The organism is Deltaproteobacteria bacterium (assembly GCA_029210625.1).
Lineage (GTDB): Bacteria > Myxococcota > Myxococcia > SLRQ01 > SLRQ01 > JARGFU01.
In genome coordinates this window covers 198636-217407 of the sequence record JARGFU010000003.1, presented here as the reverse complement: position 1 = coordinate 217407, position 18772 = coordinate 198636, and the positions used below count along the sequence as shown (strand labels likewise).

The following is an 18772-nucleotide window of genomic DNA, read 5'->3' as shown; positions in this document are numbered from 1 at the left end:
TCCGCCGGCCGGCGGCCCGCGCTCCTAGCCCCCGAGGTTGTCGAGGATGTCGCCCAGCTCGTCGTCCTCGTCCTCGGCCTTGGGGATGGGCGCCACCATGGTCTTGGAGGACGCATCCTCGTCCGAGATCTCCGGCCGCTCGCGGACGCCGGTCCCCTGGCCGGCCGGCCGGGCCTTGGCGCCGCGGGTCTTCAGGCGCCCCAGCTCCAGCTCCGCGACCTTGAGGGCCTTGGACTTCTCCTGGAGGGCGGCCTGCAGGCGCTTGAGCTCCTGGGAGCGGCTGGCCTCCCGCTTCTCGATCTCGACCTTGGCCTCGGCCCGCGCCTCCTCCTTGGCCGCGATGACCTTCGCCCGCATCTCCCGGGCCTCGGTCGTGGCCTTCTCCAGGCGATCGCGCAGATCGGAGAGGGTCTTCTCGGCCCCCTTCATCCGCTGCTGCACGCTCTTCTCGGCGTTGGCCTGGGCCTGGGCGGCGGTCTCGAGCTTGGACTCCATCGCGGCCATCTTCTTCTTGTAGGCGGCGATCTGCTCCTTGGCCTGCTCGATGAAGCCGTTGGCCTTGGTGACGGTCTCCTTGCGCTTCTCCTCGGCGGCCTCGAGGGCGGTCGCGTGGGAGGCCTTCTCCGAGCGCAGGGACTCCTCGGCCTGGTGCTGGGCCGCCCGGGTCTCGTCGAGCTCGGCCTGCACCGCCGAGAGGCGGCTCTGGGTGTCGTCGAGCTCGGCGCCCAGCTTCCGGGCGCGCTCGCCGGCGGCCTCGGCCTCGCTGGTGGCCCGCGCCTGCAGCTCCTCGAGCTGCCGACCGAGGGCCTTCACCTGCTCCTCGAGGGCGGAGTTCTGCTCGGTCATCGAGCTCAGGGCCACGCCCTGGGCCTTGCCCATCTCGTCGGCCTCGGCGATCTGCGCCTGGGCATCCGCCCGCATGGCGTGCATCTCGGCGACGTGAGCGTCGGCGGCCGCCTTGGCGTCGGCCGCGGCCTGCTGCAGGCCGGCCTGGGCCTCGGCCAGCTGCGCGCCGAGGGCCTGACCCTGCTGCTGGGCCTCGGCCAGCTGGGCCTGGAGGGCGGCGATCTGCTCGCCGCTCTGGCTCTGGAGGGCCGCCTGGTTGCGGTTGGACTCCGAGAGCTGCTCGGTGAGGCGCTGGATCTGCTCCTCGCGATCGGCGACCGAGGCCTGCAGCTCGGTGGCCTGGGCCTCGCCGGCCACGCGGGTCTGCTCGAGCGCGGCCTGCAGCTCGGCCAGGCTCTGATCCCGGGCCTGGATGATCCCGTGCAGCTCGGTCTCGCGCTTCGCCGCGGCCTGCGCCGCCTCGGCGGCCTCGTGCTCCAGGGTCTGGGTCTGGCTCTCGCCGTCGGCCACCGCCGCCCGGAGGTTCTCGATGCGCTCGTTCGCCTCGCCCAGCTCGCCCTCGAGCTGCCCGATGCGCCCCCGGGCCTCGCCCAGCTCGCCCTCGAGCCCGGCCATTCCCTCGTCCCGGGCGGCGATCTCGGCCCGGAGGTTCTGCTCCAGGGTGTCCCGCGCCTGACCCAGGGCAGCGAGGTCGCCCTCGAGCCCGGAGATCTTCTCCCGGGTCCGCTCCAGCTCGCCCTCGAGGCCGGTCTTGTCGGCCGAGAGCTCGGCGATCTGGGCGTTGAGCCCCACGATGGTCTCGTCCCGGGCGCCGAGCTCGTCTCGCAGCGCCTCCTCGGAGGCCTCCTTGGCCTCCTGCAGGGCGGTGAGATCGTCCTCCAGTCCGGCGATGCGCTCGCGGGCCGAGCCCAGATCCCCGGTGAGCCGGGAGGACTCCTCCCGGGAGGTCTGCAGGTCGGACTCCAGCGAGCCGATCCGCGAGCGGGCCTCGTCCAGGGAGCCGGTGAGGGTCGCGTTCTCCTGGCGGGAGGTGTTGAGCTCCTCGGTGAGGTTCTCGCGCACGCCCCGCAGACCCTCGATGTCGGCGTTGGCCTGGGCCAGCTGCCGCTCGAGGTCCGCGCGGGTCTCCTCGAGTTCCTGCTGCAGCTTGGCGAGGGCCTCGTCGCGCGAGGCGATCTCGGCGTGCAGCTCCTCGGCCTGCTCCTTCTTGGCGATCTCCAGGGCCTCGAGCTCGCCCTCGAGCTCACCGATCCGCTCGCGGGCGGAGGAGAGCTCCTCGTTCAGCCCCGCCTCGCGGGCCTCGGCCTCCTCGGCGAAGGTCGCGTGCTCGTTCCGGGCGTCCTCGAGGGACTTCTCCAGCTCGGAGATCCGGTTGCGCAGCTCGGCCTCGGCCTCGCTGGCCGCCTCGCGGCTGCGCAGCAGGCTGGTCTCGAGATCGACGACGCGGGCGCGCTCCTCCTCGAGGGTCTCGCCGAGCTCGGCCTCGCGGCGCACGCCCTCGGCCCGGGTCTCCTGGAGCTCGCCCTGGAGCTCGGCGATGGTGGTGGCGCGATCCTGCAGGCGATCCCGCAGGCTCTGGCTGACGGCGTCACGCTGCTGCTCGGTGCGCAGCAGCATCGCCTCCAGCTCGTCGATCTGGGTCTCGGACTCGGTGAGCAGCCCGTTGAGTTCGGTGAGCTCCTCGTCGTGCTGGGTCCGGGTGGCGTCGAGATCCTTCTCGAGCTGCAGGATGGCCGCCTGCGCCCGGTCCATCTCCTCCATCTTCTCGCGCAGCTTCCAGTCCCGGTCGGCCTCCACCTTCTCGAGGGTGGCCTGCAGCTCCCGGTAGGCCTGCTTCTGCAGCGCCTCCCGCTCCTCGGCCTCGGCGGCCCGGGCGGCGATCTCGTCGCGCGCGACGGCGACGTCGATCTGGAGGTTGGCGACCTGCCCCTCGCGCTCGGCCAGCGAGCCCTTGAGCTTGGTCTCCCGCATCTCGGCGGCGAGGAGCGCCCGCTGGCTGCGCTTCTCGAGGACGTCGTGGTCCTGCTGGGCCTGCTCGAGGGCGACCCCGAGGGAGGAGACCTCGTCCTCCCGGGCGCGGACCTCACGGCGCAGGTCGTTGACCTGCTTCTCCTTGCCCGCGACCACCTCGATGAGGTCCTTCTCCTCCATCACCTTCTGGGAGAGGAGGCTGTCGACCATCGCCGAGTGCTCGGCCTCGCGCTGCTCGAGCACGGAGCGGGCCTTCTCGAGGCGCGAGACCATGTCCTGGAGCTGGAGCTTCAGGCCCTGGGCCTCGACCTCCTTCTCGTGGACCCGGTCCTCGAAGCCGCCGACCTCGCGCTCGCGCGCCCGCCAGATCTCGGAGAGGCGGGCCACGGCGATGTCGCGATCCTTGAGCTCCTCCCGCAGGGCCTGGATCTTCTCCTCGGGGCCGCCGAGGGTGCTGCGCCGCTTGGGCCGCGCCTCGGCCTTGCGGCGGCGGGCCTCGGCCAGCAGCTCGGACTTGCGGTCGGCGAGGGAGCCGAAGAGCTGATCGATGAAGGCCCGATCCTCCTCGGTGACCGACTCCTTCCGGGCCCGGGAGGGCAGCTTCGGAGGCAGCCCCGGAGGGGCGCCGGGCGCCTGGCCGAGGGCCGCGTAGGCCTCGGCGGGGACCTCGGGGACCCCGGCGAGGGGATCGCTGCTGCCTCCCCCCTGACCGGAGAAGGCGTCGTCGAGGGCGGCGTCCACGTCCCCCTCGGTGGGGATCTCGGGCTGCCCCCCCTCGGCGGGGGCCTCGGCGACGGCCTCGACCGGGGCCTCACCCCCGTCGGCCGGCTCGGCCCCGGCCGCCTCCGCGGCCTCCGGCTCGCCCGACCCCTCGGGAATGAACTCCGTGATCATCCGTTCGAGGCTGCTCATCTCGAAGGGCACCAGGAGGTAGCCGTCGGCGGGCGCCGGGCCGCTGCGGTGCTGCTCGATGGCCGCGGGCGTGGACTCGCTGGAGATGAGGATCACCTTGATTTCGGCGGTCTCCGGGGACTTCTTCAGCCTCCCGGTGAAGGCGAAGCCCGAGGTCCCCTCGAGCTCGGCGCGGACGATCACCAGGGCGGCGCCGCGCTCCTCCAGGACCCGTCTGGCTTCCGGGGCCGTCTCGACGATCTCGGTTTCCACACCCTGCCGATGGATGACCGAGGCCATGGACAGGCCCAGCTCCTGATCGGCCTCGACGATGAGCACTCTGGATGTCGCCATACCTCCAGGCAGGTTACTACGGTGGGCGCTCCCGGAGAAAGGCAGGATTCCCGCTGGCTTGACCGGGACTTCCGGCGCGGCTACCTTCCGCGCGCCTCAAGGAGCGAAAGGAAGGCATGTCGAAGGAAGATCAGATCGAGGTCGAGGGCACCATCACCGAGGTTCTCCCCAACGGGATGTTCCGCGTCCGCGTCGGCGACGAGGAGAACGGCCAGGAGGTCCTCGCCTACGTCTCCGGGAAGATGCGGAAGTTCTTCATCCGGATCGTGCTCGGCGACAAGGTCACCGTCGCTCTCTCTCCCTACGACCTCACCAAGGGTCGGATCACCTACCGCGCCCGCTAGGTCGCGGCCCTTCGCCTCGGGACGGGATGCCCCGGGAGAGCGCCACCGAGCCCCTCCTCCGCCTCTCCGGGGTCCGCAAGCGGCTGGGCAGCACCCAGGCGCTCGACGGCGTCGATCTGCACCTCGCGCCCGGTGAGGTCGTCGGGCTCCTCGGCCCCAACGGAGCCGGCAAGACCACCCTGGTCCGCCTCCTCCTCGATCTGCTCCGCCCCGACTCGGGCACGGTCGAGGTCGTCGGTCACCACCCGGCCGAGCGCCCCCGGGCCTCGGTGGGCTACCTCCCCGAGGAGCGGGGCCTCTACCCCAAGGTGCGGGTGCTGCCCCTGCTCACCTACCTGGTCTCCCTCTCCGGGCTCTCCCCGGCCGAGGCGCGCCGCCGCTCGCGGGAGTGGCTCGAGCGGGTCGACCTCGCTGACCGCGCCCGCGCCCGGGCCGACACCCTCTCCAAGGGGATGCAGCAGAAGGTGCAGCTCGGCGCGGCCATCCTCGCCGGGCCGCGGCTGGTCATCCTCGACGAGCCCTTCACCGGCCTCGATCCGGTGGGGCGCCGGCTGGTGGCCGAGGTCGTCGGCGAGCTGAAGGCCCGCGGCGCCGCCGTCCTCATCTCCAGCCACCTCCTCGACCAGGTGCAGCAGCTCTGCGACCGGGTCGTGCTGGTGCGCGCGGGCAAGGTGCTGCTCGAGGGCGAGGTGGGCGAGCTGCGCGCTCGCTACGGCGCCGGCCGCTACCTGCTGGACGCCGGCGAGGGCTCCGGGCCCGTCATCGAGCGGCTCGCCACGGTCGAGGGCGAGACGCGGGGGACCCTCCAGCTCCGCCTGGCGGAGGGCGTGGACGAGCGCGCCCTCCTGCGAGCCCTGATCGAGGCCGAGGTCGAGGTCCGCAGCTTCGCCCGCTGCGAGCCCTCCCTCGAGGAGATCTTCATCGAGGCCGTCCTCGAGGCGCAGGGCACCGACGACGAGGCCCTGCGCGCGCGGCTCAGCCAGGAGCTCGCCACGCCGCTCCCGGGCGAGGAGGAGAGCCCTTCATGAGCGTCTCCTTCAGCCCCGCCATGGCCGGCCGCATCGCCCTGCGCGAGCTCACGACCACTGTCCGGCGCCCCGGGTGGATCTTCTCCACCCTCCTCCTGCCCCTGCTGCCCCTCCTCGGGGTCGTCGCCCAGGGGCTCCTCGATCCGGAGCGCATCGTCGGTGGACCGGAGCCCGCGCGGGTCGGCATCGTCGACCGGGCCGGCGTCCTCGACGCGGGCGCCTTCGAGACCCCCGAGGCGCTCGCCGCCCTGATGGCCGGGGAGGCCGGCGCCGGCGCCGGCGAGGAGGCGCCGGATCCCACCGACGCGCCCCGCCCCCCCGACCGCTTCTTCCTCTTCCCCGACGAGGCCGCCGGGAGGGCCGCCCTCCTCGGCGAGGGGGACGCGCCCCCCGCCCTCACCGTCCTCGCCCTCCTCGAGGCCAACTACCTCGAGACCGGCGCGGTGCGCACCTACCGGGTGCAGGACGAGGCCGGCCAGCTCAAGGGAGGCGCCGTGGGCCTCTCCCTGCGCCGGGCCCTGCGCCACGGCCTCCTCTCCGGGCGCCTGCCCGAGGCGGTCGAGCAGCGGGCGATGGAGGGGGTCGCCGAGATCGAGGAGCACTTCCTCGGCCCCGGGGGCGAGGATCGCCCTCCCCCGGCGCTGAACGAGGAGCTGCGCCGCTTCGTCCTGCCGGTGGTCGCCGCGGGCCTGCTGGCCATGGCGATCTTCGCCGGCGCCGGCTACCTGCTGCTCGGCCTCTCCGAGGAGAAGGAGAACCGGATCCTCGAGCTGCTCCTCGCCAACGTCAGCCCCGAGGAGCTCCTCTTCGGCAAGCTCGTCGGCATCGGCAGCGCCGGCCTCCTGCAGTTCGGCCTCTGGATCCTGGTGATGCTCCTCCCGGCCACCGCCGTCCTGCCCTACCTCACCATCGATCTGTGGGTCGTGGCCTGGGCCGTGGCCTACTTCTTCGCCGGCTACCTCCTCTTCGGCGCGCTGATGCTCGGCGCCGGCACCGTGGGCGACACCGCCCGCCACGCCCAGCAGCTCAGCGGCATCTTCACCCTCATCGCCGCGATCCCCCTGATGGGCAGCATCCTGATCCTGCAGTCGCCGGATCACTTCTGGGCCCGGGCGCTGACCTTCTTCCCCCTGACCGCGCCCCTGACCACCATCATGCGGCTCCCCATCACCGACATCCCGGTCTGGGAGCTCTGCGTCTCCTTCGGGCTCCTGCTCGCCTCGGGGTTGGGCGCCGTGTGGATGGCGGCGAGGCTGCTGCGCTCGGTCCTGTGGGCGCGGTGGAGCTTCACCGCCTGGCTGGGGCTCTTCCGCAAGGGTGGACCCTGAAGCCCCCCGTACACGTACACGTACACGTCCACGTACACGGGTTCTCCCAGGTTCACGGCTCACTTTCAGGGTCTCCGGTGATCCGACACGGCTCGCGGCTCACGGCTGACGGCTCAGCAAGGTGTTCAGCGGGCCACCGATGTGAACCGGATACCCGCTTTCCCTTCTCCTTCACGCCTTGAACCCGCGTGAGCCGTGAGCCGTGAGCCGTGTCGGTTCCCTCGATCCCTCGAAAGCCCGCGACTTCTCGCCCGTCACCCCGAAGCGCCTCCCCATCCGCTATTCTCGATCGAGTGAGGGCGGCTCATTCGCCCTCCCGGGGGTGCCCATTTGACCGACCGCTTCCGCTTCCTCCTGCGCCGGACGCTCGAGGTATCTGCGCTGCTCGCCACCGCTGTCGCGGTCGTCGCCACGACCCCACCTCAGTGGAGTTCCCATTTCGAGAGCACCGACCTCGTGGGGAAGATCGATCCGGAGAACCTCCGCTGGATCCAGGCGATCGAGGTCGAAGCCGCCCTCGAATCGGGTGTCGCCCACGGGGTGAACGTCGACGTGGTGGCGCAGATCTCGGGAAGACCGCACCCCGGTCCTTTCACCGATCTCGAGGGCAGCTTCTGGATCGTGGGGATGACTCCCAGCGAATGGGAACCGAGGGGCGACGGCACCGATGGATTCTCGGCCTACCGGGCGGGGTCGAGCGGACTCTGTGAGCCCTGGCAGACCACGTGCCGCGCGCAACTCCTGTTCGTCGCTGCCACCGAGAGGGGCTTGGCGCCAGCGGACGTCGCTCTCGAGCTCCTGACCGAAGTCGATGTCCGTCTCATGACCCATGGCTCATGGGGCCCAGAGGGAGGCTATTCGTTCACCCTGTCCCCAGTCGACGCCTGGCAAATCACCGAGACCGCGACAGGAACCGTCCGCCTCGAGGACGATCTTCCGCGAGACCGAGTCCTCGTCGAGGTGACCTTCGAGGGCCTGCCCGACCCCCACCCGATCGTCATCTGGGCAGATCTCACCCTCAGGGCCGGACTGGAAGCTGGAGCAAGCCAGGACCGCACCCTTCTCCTCGAGTACGAGGGAGTCAGCGGGATTCCCGGATTCCCTCTGCCCCCCATCGCCGTCCCCATCGAGGCGACTGCCGGCGCCGTAGAGTTCAGCCGGCCAACGACGACGACACTCGACTTGTGCCCCCAGCCCGACTGGGGATGCACTCATCGACAAATCATCATTCTCTCCACGGCCGAGACCACCGGCCCGGCGATCGACATCGCCTGGTCCCTGGAGGTCGGCCTCGCCGGCGTCCCCGATCCCCTCCGCATCGCCCCCGAGATCTCGTTGACCATCGTCGAACCCTGACCGGCCGAGGTCGGCCCGACCCCGTCCACGTCCACGTGCACGTACACGGCTTCTCCGGGGTGCCCTCGCGAACCCTAGGCCGGCTCGGGCGGCGCCGTCACCGAGGTCGTGGCCAGCGGCTTCGCCTCGACCCCATCCTCGATGGGCACCGAGCCGTCGATGACCTGGGTGTCGGCGAAGACGTCGCCGATCCGCAGCCCCTGCCGGTCGGTCCAGGCCATGTAGCTCTCGAAGATGGCCACGAAGAGGCCACCGAGGGGCAGGAGCACCCAGCCGATGAGGGGGATGACCGCGAAGACCCCGACCAGGGCGAAGGGCATGTTTCGTAGGGCGCTCTCCCGGTAGCGAGCGGCGCGGTTCGTGCGGGTGTTGATCACCTTCACCCCGCCCAGGCGCTTGCCCGGCGACTGCCCCTCCATCAGCCCGTCGGCCAGCAGGATGTAGGCGATGGCGATCAGCGGCCCGATCTCGGGGACCAGGCGCCCGATGAGGATGGCGATGACCAGGTCGGCGAAGCGCGCGACCGCCCGATGCAGCAGATCGGCCTTGGGCCAGCGGGGGCCCTGCGGTCCGGTCTTCTTGCCGGCCTCGGGGCTAGCCTGCGTCCTCTTCGCCATCGCGCCCCTCGCGGGTGAAGATCAGGAAGGCCATCGCCGGCCGCTTGCTCGACTCGCGCATGGCGAACTGCATGGTGTCCAGGGTCCAGCCGGCCGCCGTCATCTCGTTGAGGCGAGCCTCGATGGCCTCGTCGGTGACGGTGGCCAGCTCGATGACCTTGTAGGTGCCTTCGCCCATCGCCTGAAGTACCTCTACCCTACCCTAACGCCGCAGCAGCTCGGCGGCTTCCGGAGCGAAGTAGGTGAGGATGAGATCGGCGCCGCCGCGCTTGATCGAGAGCAGGCTCTCCAGGATGACCCGCTCGCGGTCCACCCAGCCGTTCGCCGCCGCGGCCTCGATGAGGGCCAGCTCGCCCGAGACCTGGTAGGCCGCCACCGGCAGATCGGTCATGTCCCGGCACTGCCGGATGATGTCGAGGTAGGGCATCGCCGGCTTCACCATCACGATGTCGGCGCCCTCCTCGATGTCGAGGCGGATCTCCCGGAGGGCCTCGCGGGCGTTGGCCGGATCCATCTGGTGGCTGCGCCGGTCGCCGAACTTCGGCGCGCTGTCCGCGGCGTCCCGGAAGGGGCCGTAGAAGGCGCTGGCGTACTTCGCCGCGTAGCTCATGATGGGCGTGTCGCGGAAGCCCGCCGCGTCGAGGGCCTCCCGGATGGCCTTCACCCGGCCGTCCATCATGTCCGAGGGGGCGACCATGTCGGCGCCGGCCTTCGCGTGGCTCACCGCCTGCTTCGCCAGCAGCTCGACGGTGGGGTCGTTGAGGATCTCCTCGCCCTTCACGATGCCGCAGTGGCCGTGGTCGGTGTACTCGCAGAGGCAGACGTCGGTGATGACGTAGAGCTCGGGCAGGGCCTCCTTGAGCGCGCGGATCGCCTTCTGCACGATGCCGTCGTCGGCGTAGCCCTCGGTGCCCACGGCGTCCTTGGCCGAGGGGATGCCGAAGAGGATGACCGAGAGGACCCCGAGGTCCCAGGCGCGTTTGCACTCCTCGACCAGGGTGTCGATCGAGAAGTTGTAGACGCCGGGCATGGAGCCCACCGGGCGCTTCAGGCCCTCACCGGGCGCCACGAAGAGCGGGTAGATGAAGTCCGCCGGGGAGAGGGTGGTCTCGCGGACCATCTGGCGGAGGACGGGGTTGTTGCGCAGGCGACGGGGTCTCTCTCGGGGAAACATCGGCACACCATAGCCGCGCCGGGAGGTCGCGCCTAGGCAGCCCGCCCCGCGCTCGAGCGCGCCGTCTTCAGCGCCCGAGGACGGCCGAGATCTGCGAGGCGGAGATCGGTCCCTCTCGCAGGATCTCCACCTCGTCCTCGCTCACCCGCACCACGGTGGAGGGCGGATGATCACCGCAGTCGCCGCCGTCGACCACCAGGACGTCGTGCTCGAGCAGGGCCGGATCGATCTGATCGACCCGGCGCGCCGCCGCGAGGGTGGTCGGGTTGGCGCTGGTGGCGGTGAGGGGGCCGGCCGCCGAGCAGAGGGCCGCGGCGATGGGGTGCGGCGGGATGCGCACGCCCACGGTGCCCGTGCCAGCGGTGATCTCCGGAGGCACGCCCTCGAGGGCGGGCAGCACCAGGGTGAGCGGACCGGGCCAGAAGTGGTGCATCAGGATCCGCTCGGGCCGGGTGGGCTCCCGCGCGACCTCCGAGAGGCCGCCGGGGCCGGCGACCACCAGGGGCAGCGGGTGGCCCGCCATCCGGTCCTTGAGCGCCACGATCCGCTTCACCGCCGCGGCGCTGCGCACCGAGGCGAAGAGGCCGTAGCTGGACTCGGTGGGCGCGATCACCACGCCCCCGGCGACGAGGTGCCCCACGGCCCGGCGCACGGCCCGGGCCAGGTTCGGCGCCAGCGCGGGCACCCGCGCATCTGGGATCGTCCGGATCACTTGTGGGGGAATGTAGGTCAGATCCTGGTAGCTTTGCACGCAATGCGTCGCCTGGATCGTCACACCCTCGTCGAGACGAGCATCCCCATGCTCGTCACCCTGGCGGTGACGACCTTCCTCCTCTTCACCACCCAGATCCTGCGGATCGGGGAGGCGGCCTTCGGCCGGGGCCTGACCGCCGGCGACTTCGTCCTGGTCCTGGCCCTCCTCATCCCCCGCTTCCTGGTCTTCACCCTGCCGGTGGCCGTGCTGGTGGGGGTGGTCTCGGGCCTGGGGAAGATGAGCGACGACCGCGAGGTGCTGGCCCTGGAGGCGGCGGGTGTGAGCCCGGCCGGCCTCTGGCGAGGCCCCCTGATCCTGGCCTGCGCGGCGGCCCTCCTCTGCGCGTGGCTCACCCTCTGGGCCGAGCCCTACTCCCTGCGCACCCTCGCCGACCGGCTGGCCGAGGTCGTGCAGCGCAACCTCGTGCTGGGCATCGCGCCCGGGGAGATCCACGAGGAGGTGCCCGACACCGTCCTCTACGCCCGGGGCCGGGCCGAGGACGGCACCCTCGAGGACGTGCTCATCCGCCTGCGCCAGGGCGAGCGCACCGGCACGATCACCGCCCGCCGCGCCCGCCTCCAGCCCCACCCCCCCTCGACGCTCACCCTGGAGGTGGAGGACGGCGAGATCGCCATCGCCGCCCAGGCGGCCGGGGAGGAGGCCAGCCTCACCCGCACCCGCTTCCAGACCGGCGTGGTGGGCCTCGACGTCACCCGCACGGTGGCCCGCCGGGTGCGCTTCATCGGCGCCCTCGACGTCCTGGGCCAGGAGGCCCTGGCAGCCCACGTCGAGCAGAGCGAGGGCGGGGAGCGGCGCAAGGCCGCCTCGCTCTATCACCGCCGCCTCGCCCTGCCCTTCGGCTGCATCGCCCTGGCCTTCCTGGCCTTCCCCCTGGGCTTGCGCGTCCCCCGGGCCCAGGGCGGCGGGCGCGGCCCCTCGGTGGTCTTCGCCGTCCTCGCCCTGGGCTTCTACTTCGTCGCCGGCCGCCTCACCGAGGCCATGGCCCTCTCGGGCACCCTGCCGGTGGAGGTCGCCCCCTGGCTCCCCTCCGCGGCGCTGCTCCTCCTGGGGCTCTTCCTCCTGCGCCGGAGGCAGCGGACGTGATCACCTTCCGCCACCTCTTCTCCGGCTTCCTCTCCCGGGTGGCCCTCTCCCTCCTGGCGGTGGTCGCGCTCCTGGCGGTGGGCGACTTCGCCGAGCTGGCCTCGTCGATCCTGGGCCGGGACGACGCCCTCGCCCTCACCCTCACGATCTACGGCCACAAGCTGCCGGGGATCATCCTGCAGGGTCTGCCCATCGCCACCCTCCTGGGCCTCCTGCTCACCCTGGCCGACCTCGAGCGCAGCCGGGAGCTCCTGGCGCTGGAGGCCGCCGGCTCGCCGCCCTGGCGGATCGCCGCGCCGGCCCTGGTGCTCGCGCTCCTCGTCTCGGGCGGCGGTATCCTCCTCGCCCGGGACCTCGCGCCGACCGGCCAGCAGGCGGTGGTGCAGCTCGAGACCCGCACCCTGGGCCGCTGGACCTGGACCTGGACCCTCTTCCACAAGCCCCGCACCTTCTTCAAGGGGAGCGGGGGGGAGATCTACGAGGTGCAGAGCGTGAAGGCCGAGGGGCGCCACCTCGAGGAGGTCGCGCGCTACGACGCGAGCGACGGGCGCCTCACCCGCCTGGCCCGCGCCGATCGGCTGCGCCACGTCGACGGCGCCTGGGTGGCCACCGGGGCCCGGGTCTGGAAGCTCGACCCCGCGAGGCCGGAGCTGCTCGAGGCCGAGGAGGGCGGCTTCCCCATCGGCCCCGGCCCCGACCACTTCCAGGGCGTGCCCGGCCAGCCCTCGGAGCTGAGCGTCGCCGATCTCGATCGCGCGATCGCCTACCGCGAGGCGCAGGGGCGCCCCACCCTCCCCCTGCGGCTCGAGCGCCACGACCGCAGCGCCCGGCCCATGCTCACCTTCGGCCTCTCGCTGCTGGCCCTCGGGCTCGGCCTCGGACCCCGCACCCCGACCTCCCAGGTCGAGGCGGCGGGCTGGAGCGTCGTCATCGCGGTGGGCGGCTGGACCCTGCTCGCCACCCTGCGGGCCATGGGCCTGGCGGGGATGCTCTCCCCGGCCCTGACCGCCTGGTTACCCGTCCTGCTCCCCGCCGCCCTCGGCGCCGCCCTCTTCGGCTTCCGCCGACGCTAGCCCTATGCGAATTGCCCTCATCAGTCCCGGGTATCCCTCCGAGGAGAAGCCCTACAACTACGCCTTCGTCCACGCCAGGGCGCGGCTCTACGGCGATCGTGGCCAGGAGGTCGGGGCCTTCGCCCTCGGCGAAGACGCCACCTACACCCTCGACGGGATCCCGGTCTCCACCGGGCGCCGGGCGACCCTCCAGCGCGCGCTGCGGGACTTCCACCCCGAGGTCCTCGCCCTGCACGCCCCGAACTTCCGCACCATCCCGGTGGCCCGATCGATCGATCGGCCCATGGTCTCCTGGATCCACGGTCACGAGGCGATGATCAGCCTGCGCAGCGTCTCCTTCGGAAGGACCCGGCGAGAGCGGGCGATGAAGTGGGTGAAGCTCGTTCCCCGGCTCTCGCTCCAGCTGGGTACGGTCCGCCGGTTCCTCCCGACCCAGCATCGGGTCGTGTTCGTCTCGCGCTGGATGCAGGAGGTCGCCGAGCGCCACACCCTTCGCCGCTACTCGAACGCCGAGGTCATCCCGAACCCGGTCGACACCGACCTCTTCGCCTACCGCCTCGACGCGGCGAGGCGCACCCGAGGCGTCACCACGCGGAGCCTGAACAGCACCAAGTACGGGATCGACCTGGCCATCCGGGCCTTCGCCGGCCTCGAGGAGGCCTCCCTGGACATCTACGGGCAGGGGGCGATGGCGGCGGAGTTCCAGGCGCTGCTTCGCAGCACGGGCGCGAACGCCAGCCTGATCACCCGGGGCCATCCCCACCGGGAGATGCCAGAGCTCTTCTCGCGCTACGGCTTCTTCGTCGCACCGAGCCGGGTCGAGGCTCAGGGCGTCGCGATGTGCGAGGCGATGGCCTGCGGCCTGCCCGTGGTGGCGACCCGGGTGGGCGGCATCCCGGAGTTCGTCGATGACGGAGTCGAGGGCTTCCTGGTCCAGCCCGAGAGCCCGGAGGCCATCGCCGCAGGGGTCAGGAAGCTGGTCTCGGATCCAGCACGCTACCTGGAGATGTCTCGTGCCGCCCGGCTGCGGATGGAGCGCCAGTGCAGCCAGGAGGTCGTCGCGACCCGGGAGCTGGGGCTCCTCGAGAGTGCAGCCCGCGGCTAGGAGCGCCGGCGCAGGGTCAGCCCCTGAACGGCCAGGTGCGGCGGCAGGTAGCGCCTCGGCTTCATCCGCAGCAGCGGCTTCACGATCCGCTGCTTCACGAAGCCTCGAAGGTGCTGCAGCGGAGGCGTCGTCGGGAGCGGATAGGGGCCGTTGGTGGTCTGAAGCAGATCGGCCGGATGCACGGAGACCTCCGGCCAGTGGAGCTCGAAGTGAGCCAGGAGCACCCCCAGCAGGCGCCGGTGAGCCTCGAGCCCGATCTCGGAGTCACCCCGGACGTCCAGATCGAAGGTCACGACCAGCTTCCCTCCCGGCCGGAGGATCCGGGCGATCTCCCGGACGGTGCCCTCGAAGTCCGGGATGTGCTCGAGCACGCTGATGCAGTAGACCGCGTCGACCGCCTCGTCATCGAAGGGGAGGCGCTCCCCCTCGATGAGGCGGAACTCCACCTCCCCGGGTCCGGACTCGACGCAGGCGGCGGCGCGCTCCAGGTCACGGGCGCAGATGGGATCCACGTCGAGGCAGGAGACCCGATAGCCGAGCCGGGCGACGGCGAAGGGGAAGAAGGTCACGCCGCTGCCGAGATCGACGACCCTGGAGCGCTCCCCGCCCTCCTTGCCCACGAGGTGGGCCCGGAGCTGGGCGTGGGCGTAGGGGTACTCCCAGACCCGGCTCCAGGTGTGGAGCGAATCCCGCGGCCACCGGTAGTCCGGGCTCCGGAACGAGGACTCCCGCTCCAGAAAGGCCTCCTGCTGCCGCTCGAGCTCTGCGAGCACCTCCCGCCAGGCGGGGGTCTCGAGATCCGAGAGGGCGGCGAGCCCGCTGCGCTCGAAGGGATGGGACAGGTTCTGGTCCACGCGCTTCGTCCTCCCCGGGCGCCCTGCCCGATGGGCCCGGCAAGAAACCATGAGGTGGTGGGAAATGCCAGCCCCCCACCTCTGCCCACCCGGCGAGCCTCCTCCGGCGCGGTGGGCGCGCGGGCCGGGCGCCTTGTTTTCCCTCTCTCCCCGGAGATACTCCTGCCGCGATGCCTCTCCGACCGATTCCCTTCCTCGACCTGCCGGCGCTCCACCGCGACCTGATGTCAGAGCTCCTGCCCGCCCTCGAGGCCGCGATCGGGCAGGCCAGCTTCGTGGGGGGGGCCGCGGTCGAGTCCTTCGAGAGGACCTTCGCTGCCCACGCGGAGGCCGCTCACTGCGTGGGCGTGGCCAACGGCACCGACGCCCTCTACCTCGCTCTCCGGGCCCTGGCGGTCGGCGAGGGAGACGAGGTGGTCACCGTCGCGAACACCTTCATCGGCACCGTCGAGGCCATCACCCTCAACGGTGCCCGCCCCGTCTTCGTCGAGACCGATCCGGAGACCTACCTGATCGATCCCGAGGCCGTGGAGCGGGCCATCGGACCGCGCACGCGGGCCATCCTCGCCGTGCACCTCTACGGCAACCCTGCCCCCCTCACCGCGCTGCGCCGGATCGCGGACCACGCCAAGGTGCCTCTGATCGAAGACGCCGCTCAGGCTCACGGCGCCCGCTGGGGCGGCCGCCGCGTGGGAGGGATCGGTGACGCGGGCTGCTTCTCCTTCTACCCCTCCAAGAACCTCGGGGCGTTCGGCGACGCCGGCGCCGTGACCACCCAGCACCAGGATCTGGCGGCCAGGATCCGCCGCCTCTCCAATCACGGGCGGGGCCCCACCGGCCTGCACGAGGAGGAGGGAGTCAACAGTCGCCTCGACGCGCTGCAGGCGATCGTGCTGGAGAAGAAGCTCGACTGGCTGGACGCAGAGAACGAGGCGCGGCGCGAGCGCGTCGAGGCCTACCGGCAGGCCCTGCACGAGGTCCCTGCGGTCACCCTCCCCCGGGTCCGGCCGGAGGCGGAGCCGGTCTGGCATCTGCTGCCCCTGCAGGTCCCCGAGCGAGACGCCCTGCACCACCACCTGGCCTCCGAGGGGATCGAGACCCGGCTGCACCACGCCCATCCGCTCCACCTGCAGCCGGCGTACCGCCACCTCGGCCTGCCGCCCGGTCACCTGCCGGTGACGGAGGCCGCCTGCGCCCGGCTGATCTCCCTGCCTCTGCATCCGCAGCTGGATCCCGAGGCGATCGCCCGGATCTGCGAGGCCATCGCGCGCTTCGCGCACACCCGCGGCTGGTGAGGAGCGGTCAGGCTGCGGCGATCTCGCCCCCGACCTCGCGGGGGAGCGGCAGGATCGGGAGCCAGCGGCCAGGGCAGTTCGCCGCCTCGGCGGCGGTGGCCAGCACGCGACTCAGATCGACACCCCAGCACCCGGGAGCCGCCCTGCCGGGGTCGGCCGCCGGGAGGAGGAAGGCCCGGAGGGCCTCCTCGAGCGGCTCGTCGGTGTCCGCGGCCAGCGTCTCGCCATCGAGCCGAAGATCTCTGCGCCGCTCGATCTCGTCGACCCGGGCGGTCCCCGCCTCCCCCTCCAGCACCCAGCTTCGCACCGTGCGATCCTCGACCCACGATGCCCGCAGGGTCGCGACCACTCGATCGTCGAGGCCGAGCTCCACCGTGACCGCGACGAGCTCGGCCCCGGCCGCTTCCTGCACCGCCTCCCGGACGCGGACCGCCTGAGGCACCCTCCCCATGGCCTGCAGGACCATGGCCACGTCGTGGGGGAGGAGATCCCAGATGACGCCCTCGCTGCGCCGCAGGGGGCTGGCGCCGACCCGGGTCGCCTGCAACGAACGGAGGGCCCCGAGGGTCCCTCGGTCCAGCAGCCCGCGCAGGGCCGTGGCGACGGGGCCGTGCTGCCACGGGAGCCCCAGCTGCAGTCGCGCTCCCTCGCGAAGCGCCCGCCCTTCGATCCGCCCGGCCTGGGCGAGGTCCATCGAGAGGACCTTCTCCACGTAGACGTCCAGACCCCGCTCGAGGCCCGCCTCCACCAGGTCCCCATGGGTCGGGGTCGGCGTGGCCACCAGGATCCCCGTCAGCCCGGGGCTCTGCAGGAGGCTCTCGTGGCTCGCATGGAGGCAGACGGTCGGATCGATGCGGGCCGCTGCCGCGAGGCGCTCGGGCCGGAGATCAGCGACGTGGCCGACCAGCCTCTCGTCGAAGCACCGCCGGAGCACCGAGAGCAGGCGCAGACCCCAGGGACCGCAACCAATGATGCCGTACTCGCCGAACCCCATCGAATCGGACCCTGCCGCGCAGGCCGGTCCAGGTCAATAGCCGCTTCCGGCCACCACCACTCGAACGGTCTTGAGCACGATCTTGAGATCGAGCCCCAGAGACCAGTTCTCGATGTACTCGATGTCGAGCTTCACCATCTGGTCGAAGGAGAGGTGGTTGCGCCCCGAGACCTGCCAGAGGCCCGTGATTCCGGGGTGGGCCTCGAAACGGCGGCGATGCCAGTCTCGGTAGACCTCGACCTCGTAGGGGACCGGGGGGCGGGGGCCGATGAGGCTCATGTCTCCCCGCAGCACGTTGATGAACTGGGGCAGCTCGTCGATGGAGTACTTCCGGATGAAGGCGCCGAAGCGGAAGATCCGAGGATCGTTCTTCACCTTGAAGACCTTCTCCTCGCCGTCGTCGCTCTCGGCGTTCGCGGCGCCCTTCGTGATCCACTGCTGGGCGTACTCCCGCACGTGATCGTCGCTCGCGACGTGCATCGACCTGAACTTCAGCAGCTTGAACGTGCGGCCGTTGAGCCCGACCCGCTCCTGGACGAAGAAGATCGGGCCCTTCGAGGAGAGCTTGATCACGATCGCGGTGATGAGCATCACCGGAGTGGCCGCCGCCAGGAGGACCGAGACGGCCACCAGATCGAAGACCCGCTTGATGAGGGCGTTGGTGCCGGTCAGGTTGCTGGCCTTGAGCCCCATCAGGGGCAGCCCGCCGACCGTGTTGACCTGAAGCCGATCGAGCATCAGCTCGAAGATGTCGGGCACCACGTGGTACTGCACCGTGTGCCGCAGGCAGTGCTCGGCGATCTCGAGGTGTTGCTCGCGATCCAGGCGAGCGTCCGCGACGAGCACGACCTGATAGGTGCCGCTGGCGAGCAGCGCGTCGAGGTCCTCGAGGGCCCCCACGACCGGCACACCCTTGATCGCTTCGATGGGCTCCTCGGCATCGACCTGCACCACCCCCTGGACCACGAAGTCCTGCCGGCGGCCGCGGTACTGCTCGACCAGGTGCTCCGCCACCGGGCCGGAGCCGACGAGCAGCGCCGAGCCCTGGACCGGATCCAGCTGGAGCACCTGGTGCCAGAAGAAGCGCACCAGGGTCCGCAGGAGCAGCGTCCCCACGAAGGTCAGGGGCAGCATCAGGAGCACGACGGCCCGGCTGTAGGAGAAGGTCCGGTAGAAGAAGGTGACCGCCAGGATGATGGCGAAGCTCACGATGATCGCCCGCAGGAGACCCAGGACCTCGTCGAGGGCGCTGCGGTGCAGGTGGTAGAGGCCGCTGAAGCGCAGCACGACGGCGTAGATCACGAGGGCGTAGGGCAGGACCTGGAGGACCTCGGCCCAGGGGGCCGGCGCGGCCTCGAAGACCCACAGATGGTGGTAGTAGCGCAGCCACATCCCGCCCAGGAGGGCGCCACCGAAGGCCGCCAGATCTGCGAGGAGCAGGAGGACTTTGAAGCTGTACTTGTGGGTGTCGCTCATCTCGTACCTACCTCGGTCTCCACGACATCGGCGTCAGGGTGTGTTCAGTCCCTGAACGCCCACCCCGTCCACCAGGAACCCCCCTGGATCCCGCTCAACGGCGCCGTGGCTGTGCTTCTAGCGTTTTGACACATCATGTCAAGGTTCGACGTTGGTGCAGAGCAAGTCGTGTACCAGGGCTTGACCCTCTGGTATGGGTGCCCGCCAT

At 71.4% G+C, this 18772-nt stretch carries 16 protein-coding genes; 8 read left to right on the top strand and 8 right to left on the bottom strand.

The genetic code is table 11. The features are described 5' to 3' along the window. Positions 1-24: 24 nt before the first annotated feature. Positions 25-4062 carry a response regulator gene (locus P1V51_04360; GenBank protein ID MDF1562251.1) on the bottom strand — a complete coding sequence of 1346 codons (4038 nt, stop codon included), beginning with the start codon at positions 4060-4062 and terminating at the stop codon, positions 25-27. Between the two features lie 116 nt (positions 4063-4178). Here P1V51_04360 and infA point away from each other — a divergent pair, with 116 nt between their 5' ends. The 4 genes from infA to P1V51_04340 all read left to right on the top strand — a co-directional run bounded on the left by infA (position 4179) and on the right by P1V51_04340 (position 8118). Then, positions 4179-4406, top strand: a complete 228-nt coding sequence (gene infA / locus P1V51_04355; GenBank protein ID MDF1562250.1) for a translation initiation factor IF-1 — start codon at positions 4179-4181, stop codon at positions 4404-4406. Positions 4407-4432: 26 nt separating this feature from the next. Next, positions 4433-5434 carry an ATP-binding cassette domain-containing protein gene (locus P1V51_04350; protein MDF1562249.1) on the top strand — a complete coding sequence of 334 codons (1002 nt, stop codon included), beginning with the start codon at positions 4433-4435 and terminating at the stop codon, positions 5432-5434. Further along, positions 5431-6762 carry an ABC transporter permease gene (locus P1V51_04345; protein MDF1562248.1) on the top strand — a complete coding sequence of 444 codons (1332 nt, stop codon included), beginning with the start codon at positions 5431-5433 and terminating at the stop codon, positions 6760-6762. Before P1V51_04350 ends, P1V51_04345 begins: the two co-directional genes overlap by 4 nt. A gap of 330 nt (positions 6763-7092) precedes the next feature. Then, positions 7093-8118, top strand: a complete 1026-nt coding sequence (locus P1V51_04340; protein ID MDF1562247.1) for a hypothetical protein — start codon at positions 7093-7095, stop codon at positions 8116-8118. A gap of 74 nt (positions 8119-8192) precedes the next feature. Here P1V51_04340 and P1V51_04335 read toward each other — a convergent pair whose 3' ends face one another. The 4 genes from P1V51_04335 to P1V51_04320 all read right to left on the bottom strand — a co-directional run bounded on the left by P1V51_04335 (position 8193) and on the right by P1V51_04320 (position 10621). Further along, positions 8193-8735, bottom strand: a complete 543-nt coding sequence (locus P1V51_04335) for an RDD family protein (GenBank protein MDF1562246.1) — start codon at positions 8733-8735, stop codon at positions 8193-8195. Further along, positions 8713-8913: a DUF4177 domain-containing protein gene (locus tag P1V51_04330; protein ID MDF1562245.1), complete on the bottom strand. Its 201-nt coding sequence runs from the start codon at positions 8911-8913 to the stop codon at positions 8713-8715. Before P1V51_04330 ends, P1V51_04335 begins: the two co-directional genes overlap by 23 nt. A 24-nt stretch (positions 8914-8937) precedes the next feature. Beyond that, positions 8938-9909: a porphobilinogen synthase gene (gene hemB, locus P1V51_04325; GenBank protein MDF1562244.1), complete on the bottom strand. Its 972-nt coding sequence runs from the start codon at positions 9907-9909 to the stop codon at positions 8938-8940. A 67-nt stretch (positions 9910-9976) separates the two neighbouring features. Beyond that, entirely contained in the window at positions 9977-10621 is a 645-nt protein-coding gene (locus P1V51_04320) for an L-threonylcarbamoyladenylate synthase (protein MDF1562243.1), read from the bottom strand. A gap of 42 nt (positions 10622-10663) precedes the next feature. On the opposite strand from P1V51_04320, the gene P1V51_04315 reads away from it, so the two are divergent. Genes P1V51_04315 through P1V51_04305 form a run of 3 tightly spaced genes read left to right on the top strand, consistent with a single transcriptional unit; the run spans position 10664 to position 13945 of the window. Beyond that, on the top strand, positions 10664-11767 hold the full coding sequence (locus tag P1V51_04315; GenBank protein ID MDF1562242.1) for an LptF/LptG family permease: 1104 nt from the start codon (positions 10664-10666) through the stop codon (positions 11765-11767). Beyond that, complete coding sequence (locus P1V51_04310) at positions 11764-12840, top strand: LptF/LptG family permease (protein ID MDF1562241.1); 1077 nt, start codon at positions 11764-11766, stop codon at positions 12838-12840. Before P1V51_04315 ends, P1V51_04310 begins: the two co-directional genes overlap by 4 nt. A gap of 4 nt (positions 12841-12844) precedes the next feature. Continuing rightward, the gene (locus tag P1V51_04305) at positions 12845-13945 is read left to right on the top strand and encodes a glycosyltransferase family 4 protein (protein MDF1562240.1); all 1101 of its coding nucleotides are present in this window, start codon (positions 12845-12847) and stop codon (positions 13943-13945) included. Here the strand turns inward: P1V51_04305 and P1V51_04300 are convergent. Beyond that, complete coding sequence (locus P1V51_04300) at positions 13942-14799, bottom strand: class I SAM-dependent methyltransferase (protein ID MDF1562239.1); 858 nt, start codon at positions 14797-14799, stop codon at positions 13942-13944. The genes P1V51_04305 and P1V51_04300 overlap by 4 nt on opposite strands. 170 nt (positions 14800-14969) lie before the next feature. Here P1V51_04300 and P1V51_04295 point away from each other — a divergent pair, with 170 nt between their 5' ends. Next, the gene (locus tag P1V51_04295; protein ID MDF1562238.1) at positions 14970-16094 is read left to right on the top strand and encodes a DegT/DnrJ/EryC1/StrS family aminotransferase; all 1125 of its coding nucleotides are present in this window, start codon (positions 14970-14972) and stop codon (positions 16092-16094) included. Positions 16095-16101: 7 nt separating this feature from the next. On the opposite strand, the gene P1V51_04290 is transcribed toward P1V51_04295, so the two are convergent. Together P1V51_04290 and P1V51_04285 are read right to left on the bottom strand one after the other, a co-directional pair. Further along, positions 16102-17088, bottom strand: coding sequence for a Gfo/Idh/MocA family oxidoreductase (locus tag P1V51_04290; protein MDF1562237.1), 987 nt, complete (start codon positions 17086-17088; stop codon positions 16102-16104). A 33-nt stretch (positions 17089-17121) separates the two neighbouring features. Beyond that, positions 17122-18564, bottom strand: a complete 1443-nt coding sequence (locus P1V51_04285; GenBank protein ID MDF1562236.1) for a sugar transferase — start codon at positions 18562-18564, stop codon at positions 17122-17124. Positions 18565-18772: the final 208 nt, after the last annotated feature.

Excerpts from the sequence above, each read along its gene's own strand:
- P1V51_04360 (MDF1562251.1), bottom strand. The coding sequence starts at position 4,062 with ATGGCGACATCCAGAGTGCTCATCGTCGAGGCCGATCAGGAGCTGGGC.
- infA (MDF1562250.1), top strand. The coding sequence starts at position 4,179 with ATGTCGAAGGAAGATCAGATCGAGGTCGAGGGCACCATCACCGAGGTT.
- P1V51_04350 (MDF1562249.1), top strand. The coding sequence starts at position 4,433 with ATGCCCCGGGAGAGCGCCACCGAGCCCCTCCTCCGCCTCTCCGGGGTC.
- P1V51_04345 (MDF1562248.1), top strand. The coding sequence starts at position 5,431 with ATGAGCGTCTCCTTCAGCCCCGCCATGGCCGGCCGCATCGCCCTGCGC.
- P1V51_04335 (MDF1562246.1), bottom strand. The coding sequence starts at position 8,735 with ATGGCGAAGAGGACGCAGGCTAGCCCCGAGGCCGGCAAGAAGACCGGA.
- P1V51_04330 (MDF1562245.1), bottom strand. The coding sequence starts at position 8,913 with ATGGGCGAAGGCACCTACAAGGTCATCGAGCTGGCCACCGTCACCGAC.
- hemB (MDF1562244.1), bottom strand. The coding sequence starts at position 9,909 with ATGTTTCCCCGAGAGAGACCCCGTCGCCTGCGCAACAACCCCGTCCTC.
- P1V51_04315 (MDF1562242.1), top strand. The coding sequence starts at position 10,664 with ATGCGTCGCCTGGATCGTCACACCCTCGTCGAGACGAGCATCCCCATG.
- P1V51_04305 (MDF1562240.1), top strand. The coding sequence starts at position 12,845 with ATGCGAATTGCCCTCATCAGTCCCGGGTATCCCTCCGAGGAGAAGCCC.
- P1V51_04295 (MDF1562238.1), top strand. The coding sequence starts at position 14,970 with ATGCCTCTCCGACCGATTCCCTTCCTCGACCTGCCGGCGCTCCACCGC.
- P1V51_04290 (MDF1562237.1), bottom strand. The coding sequence starts at position 17,088 with ATGGGGTTCGGCGAGTACGGCATCATTGGTTGCGGTCCCTGGGGTCTG.
- P1V51_04285 (MDF1562236.1), bottom strand. The coding sequence starts at position 18,564 with ATGAGCGACACCCACAAGTACAGCTTCAAAGTCCTCCTGCTCCTCGCA.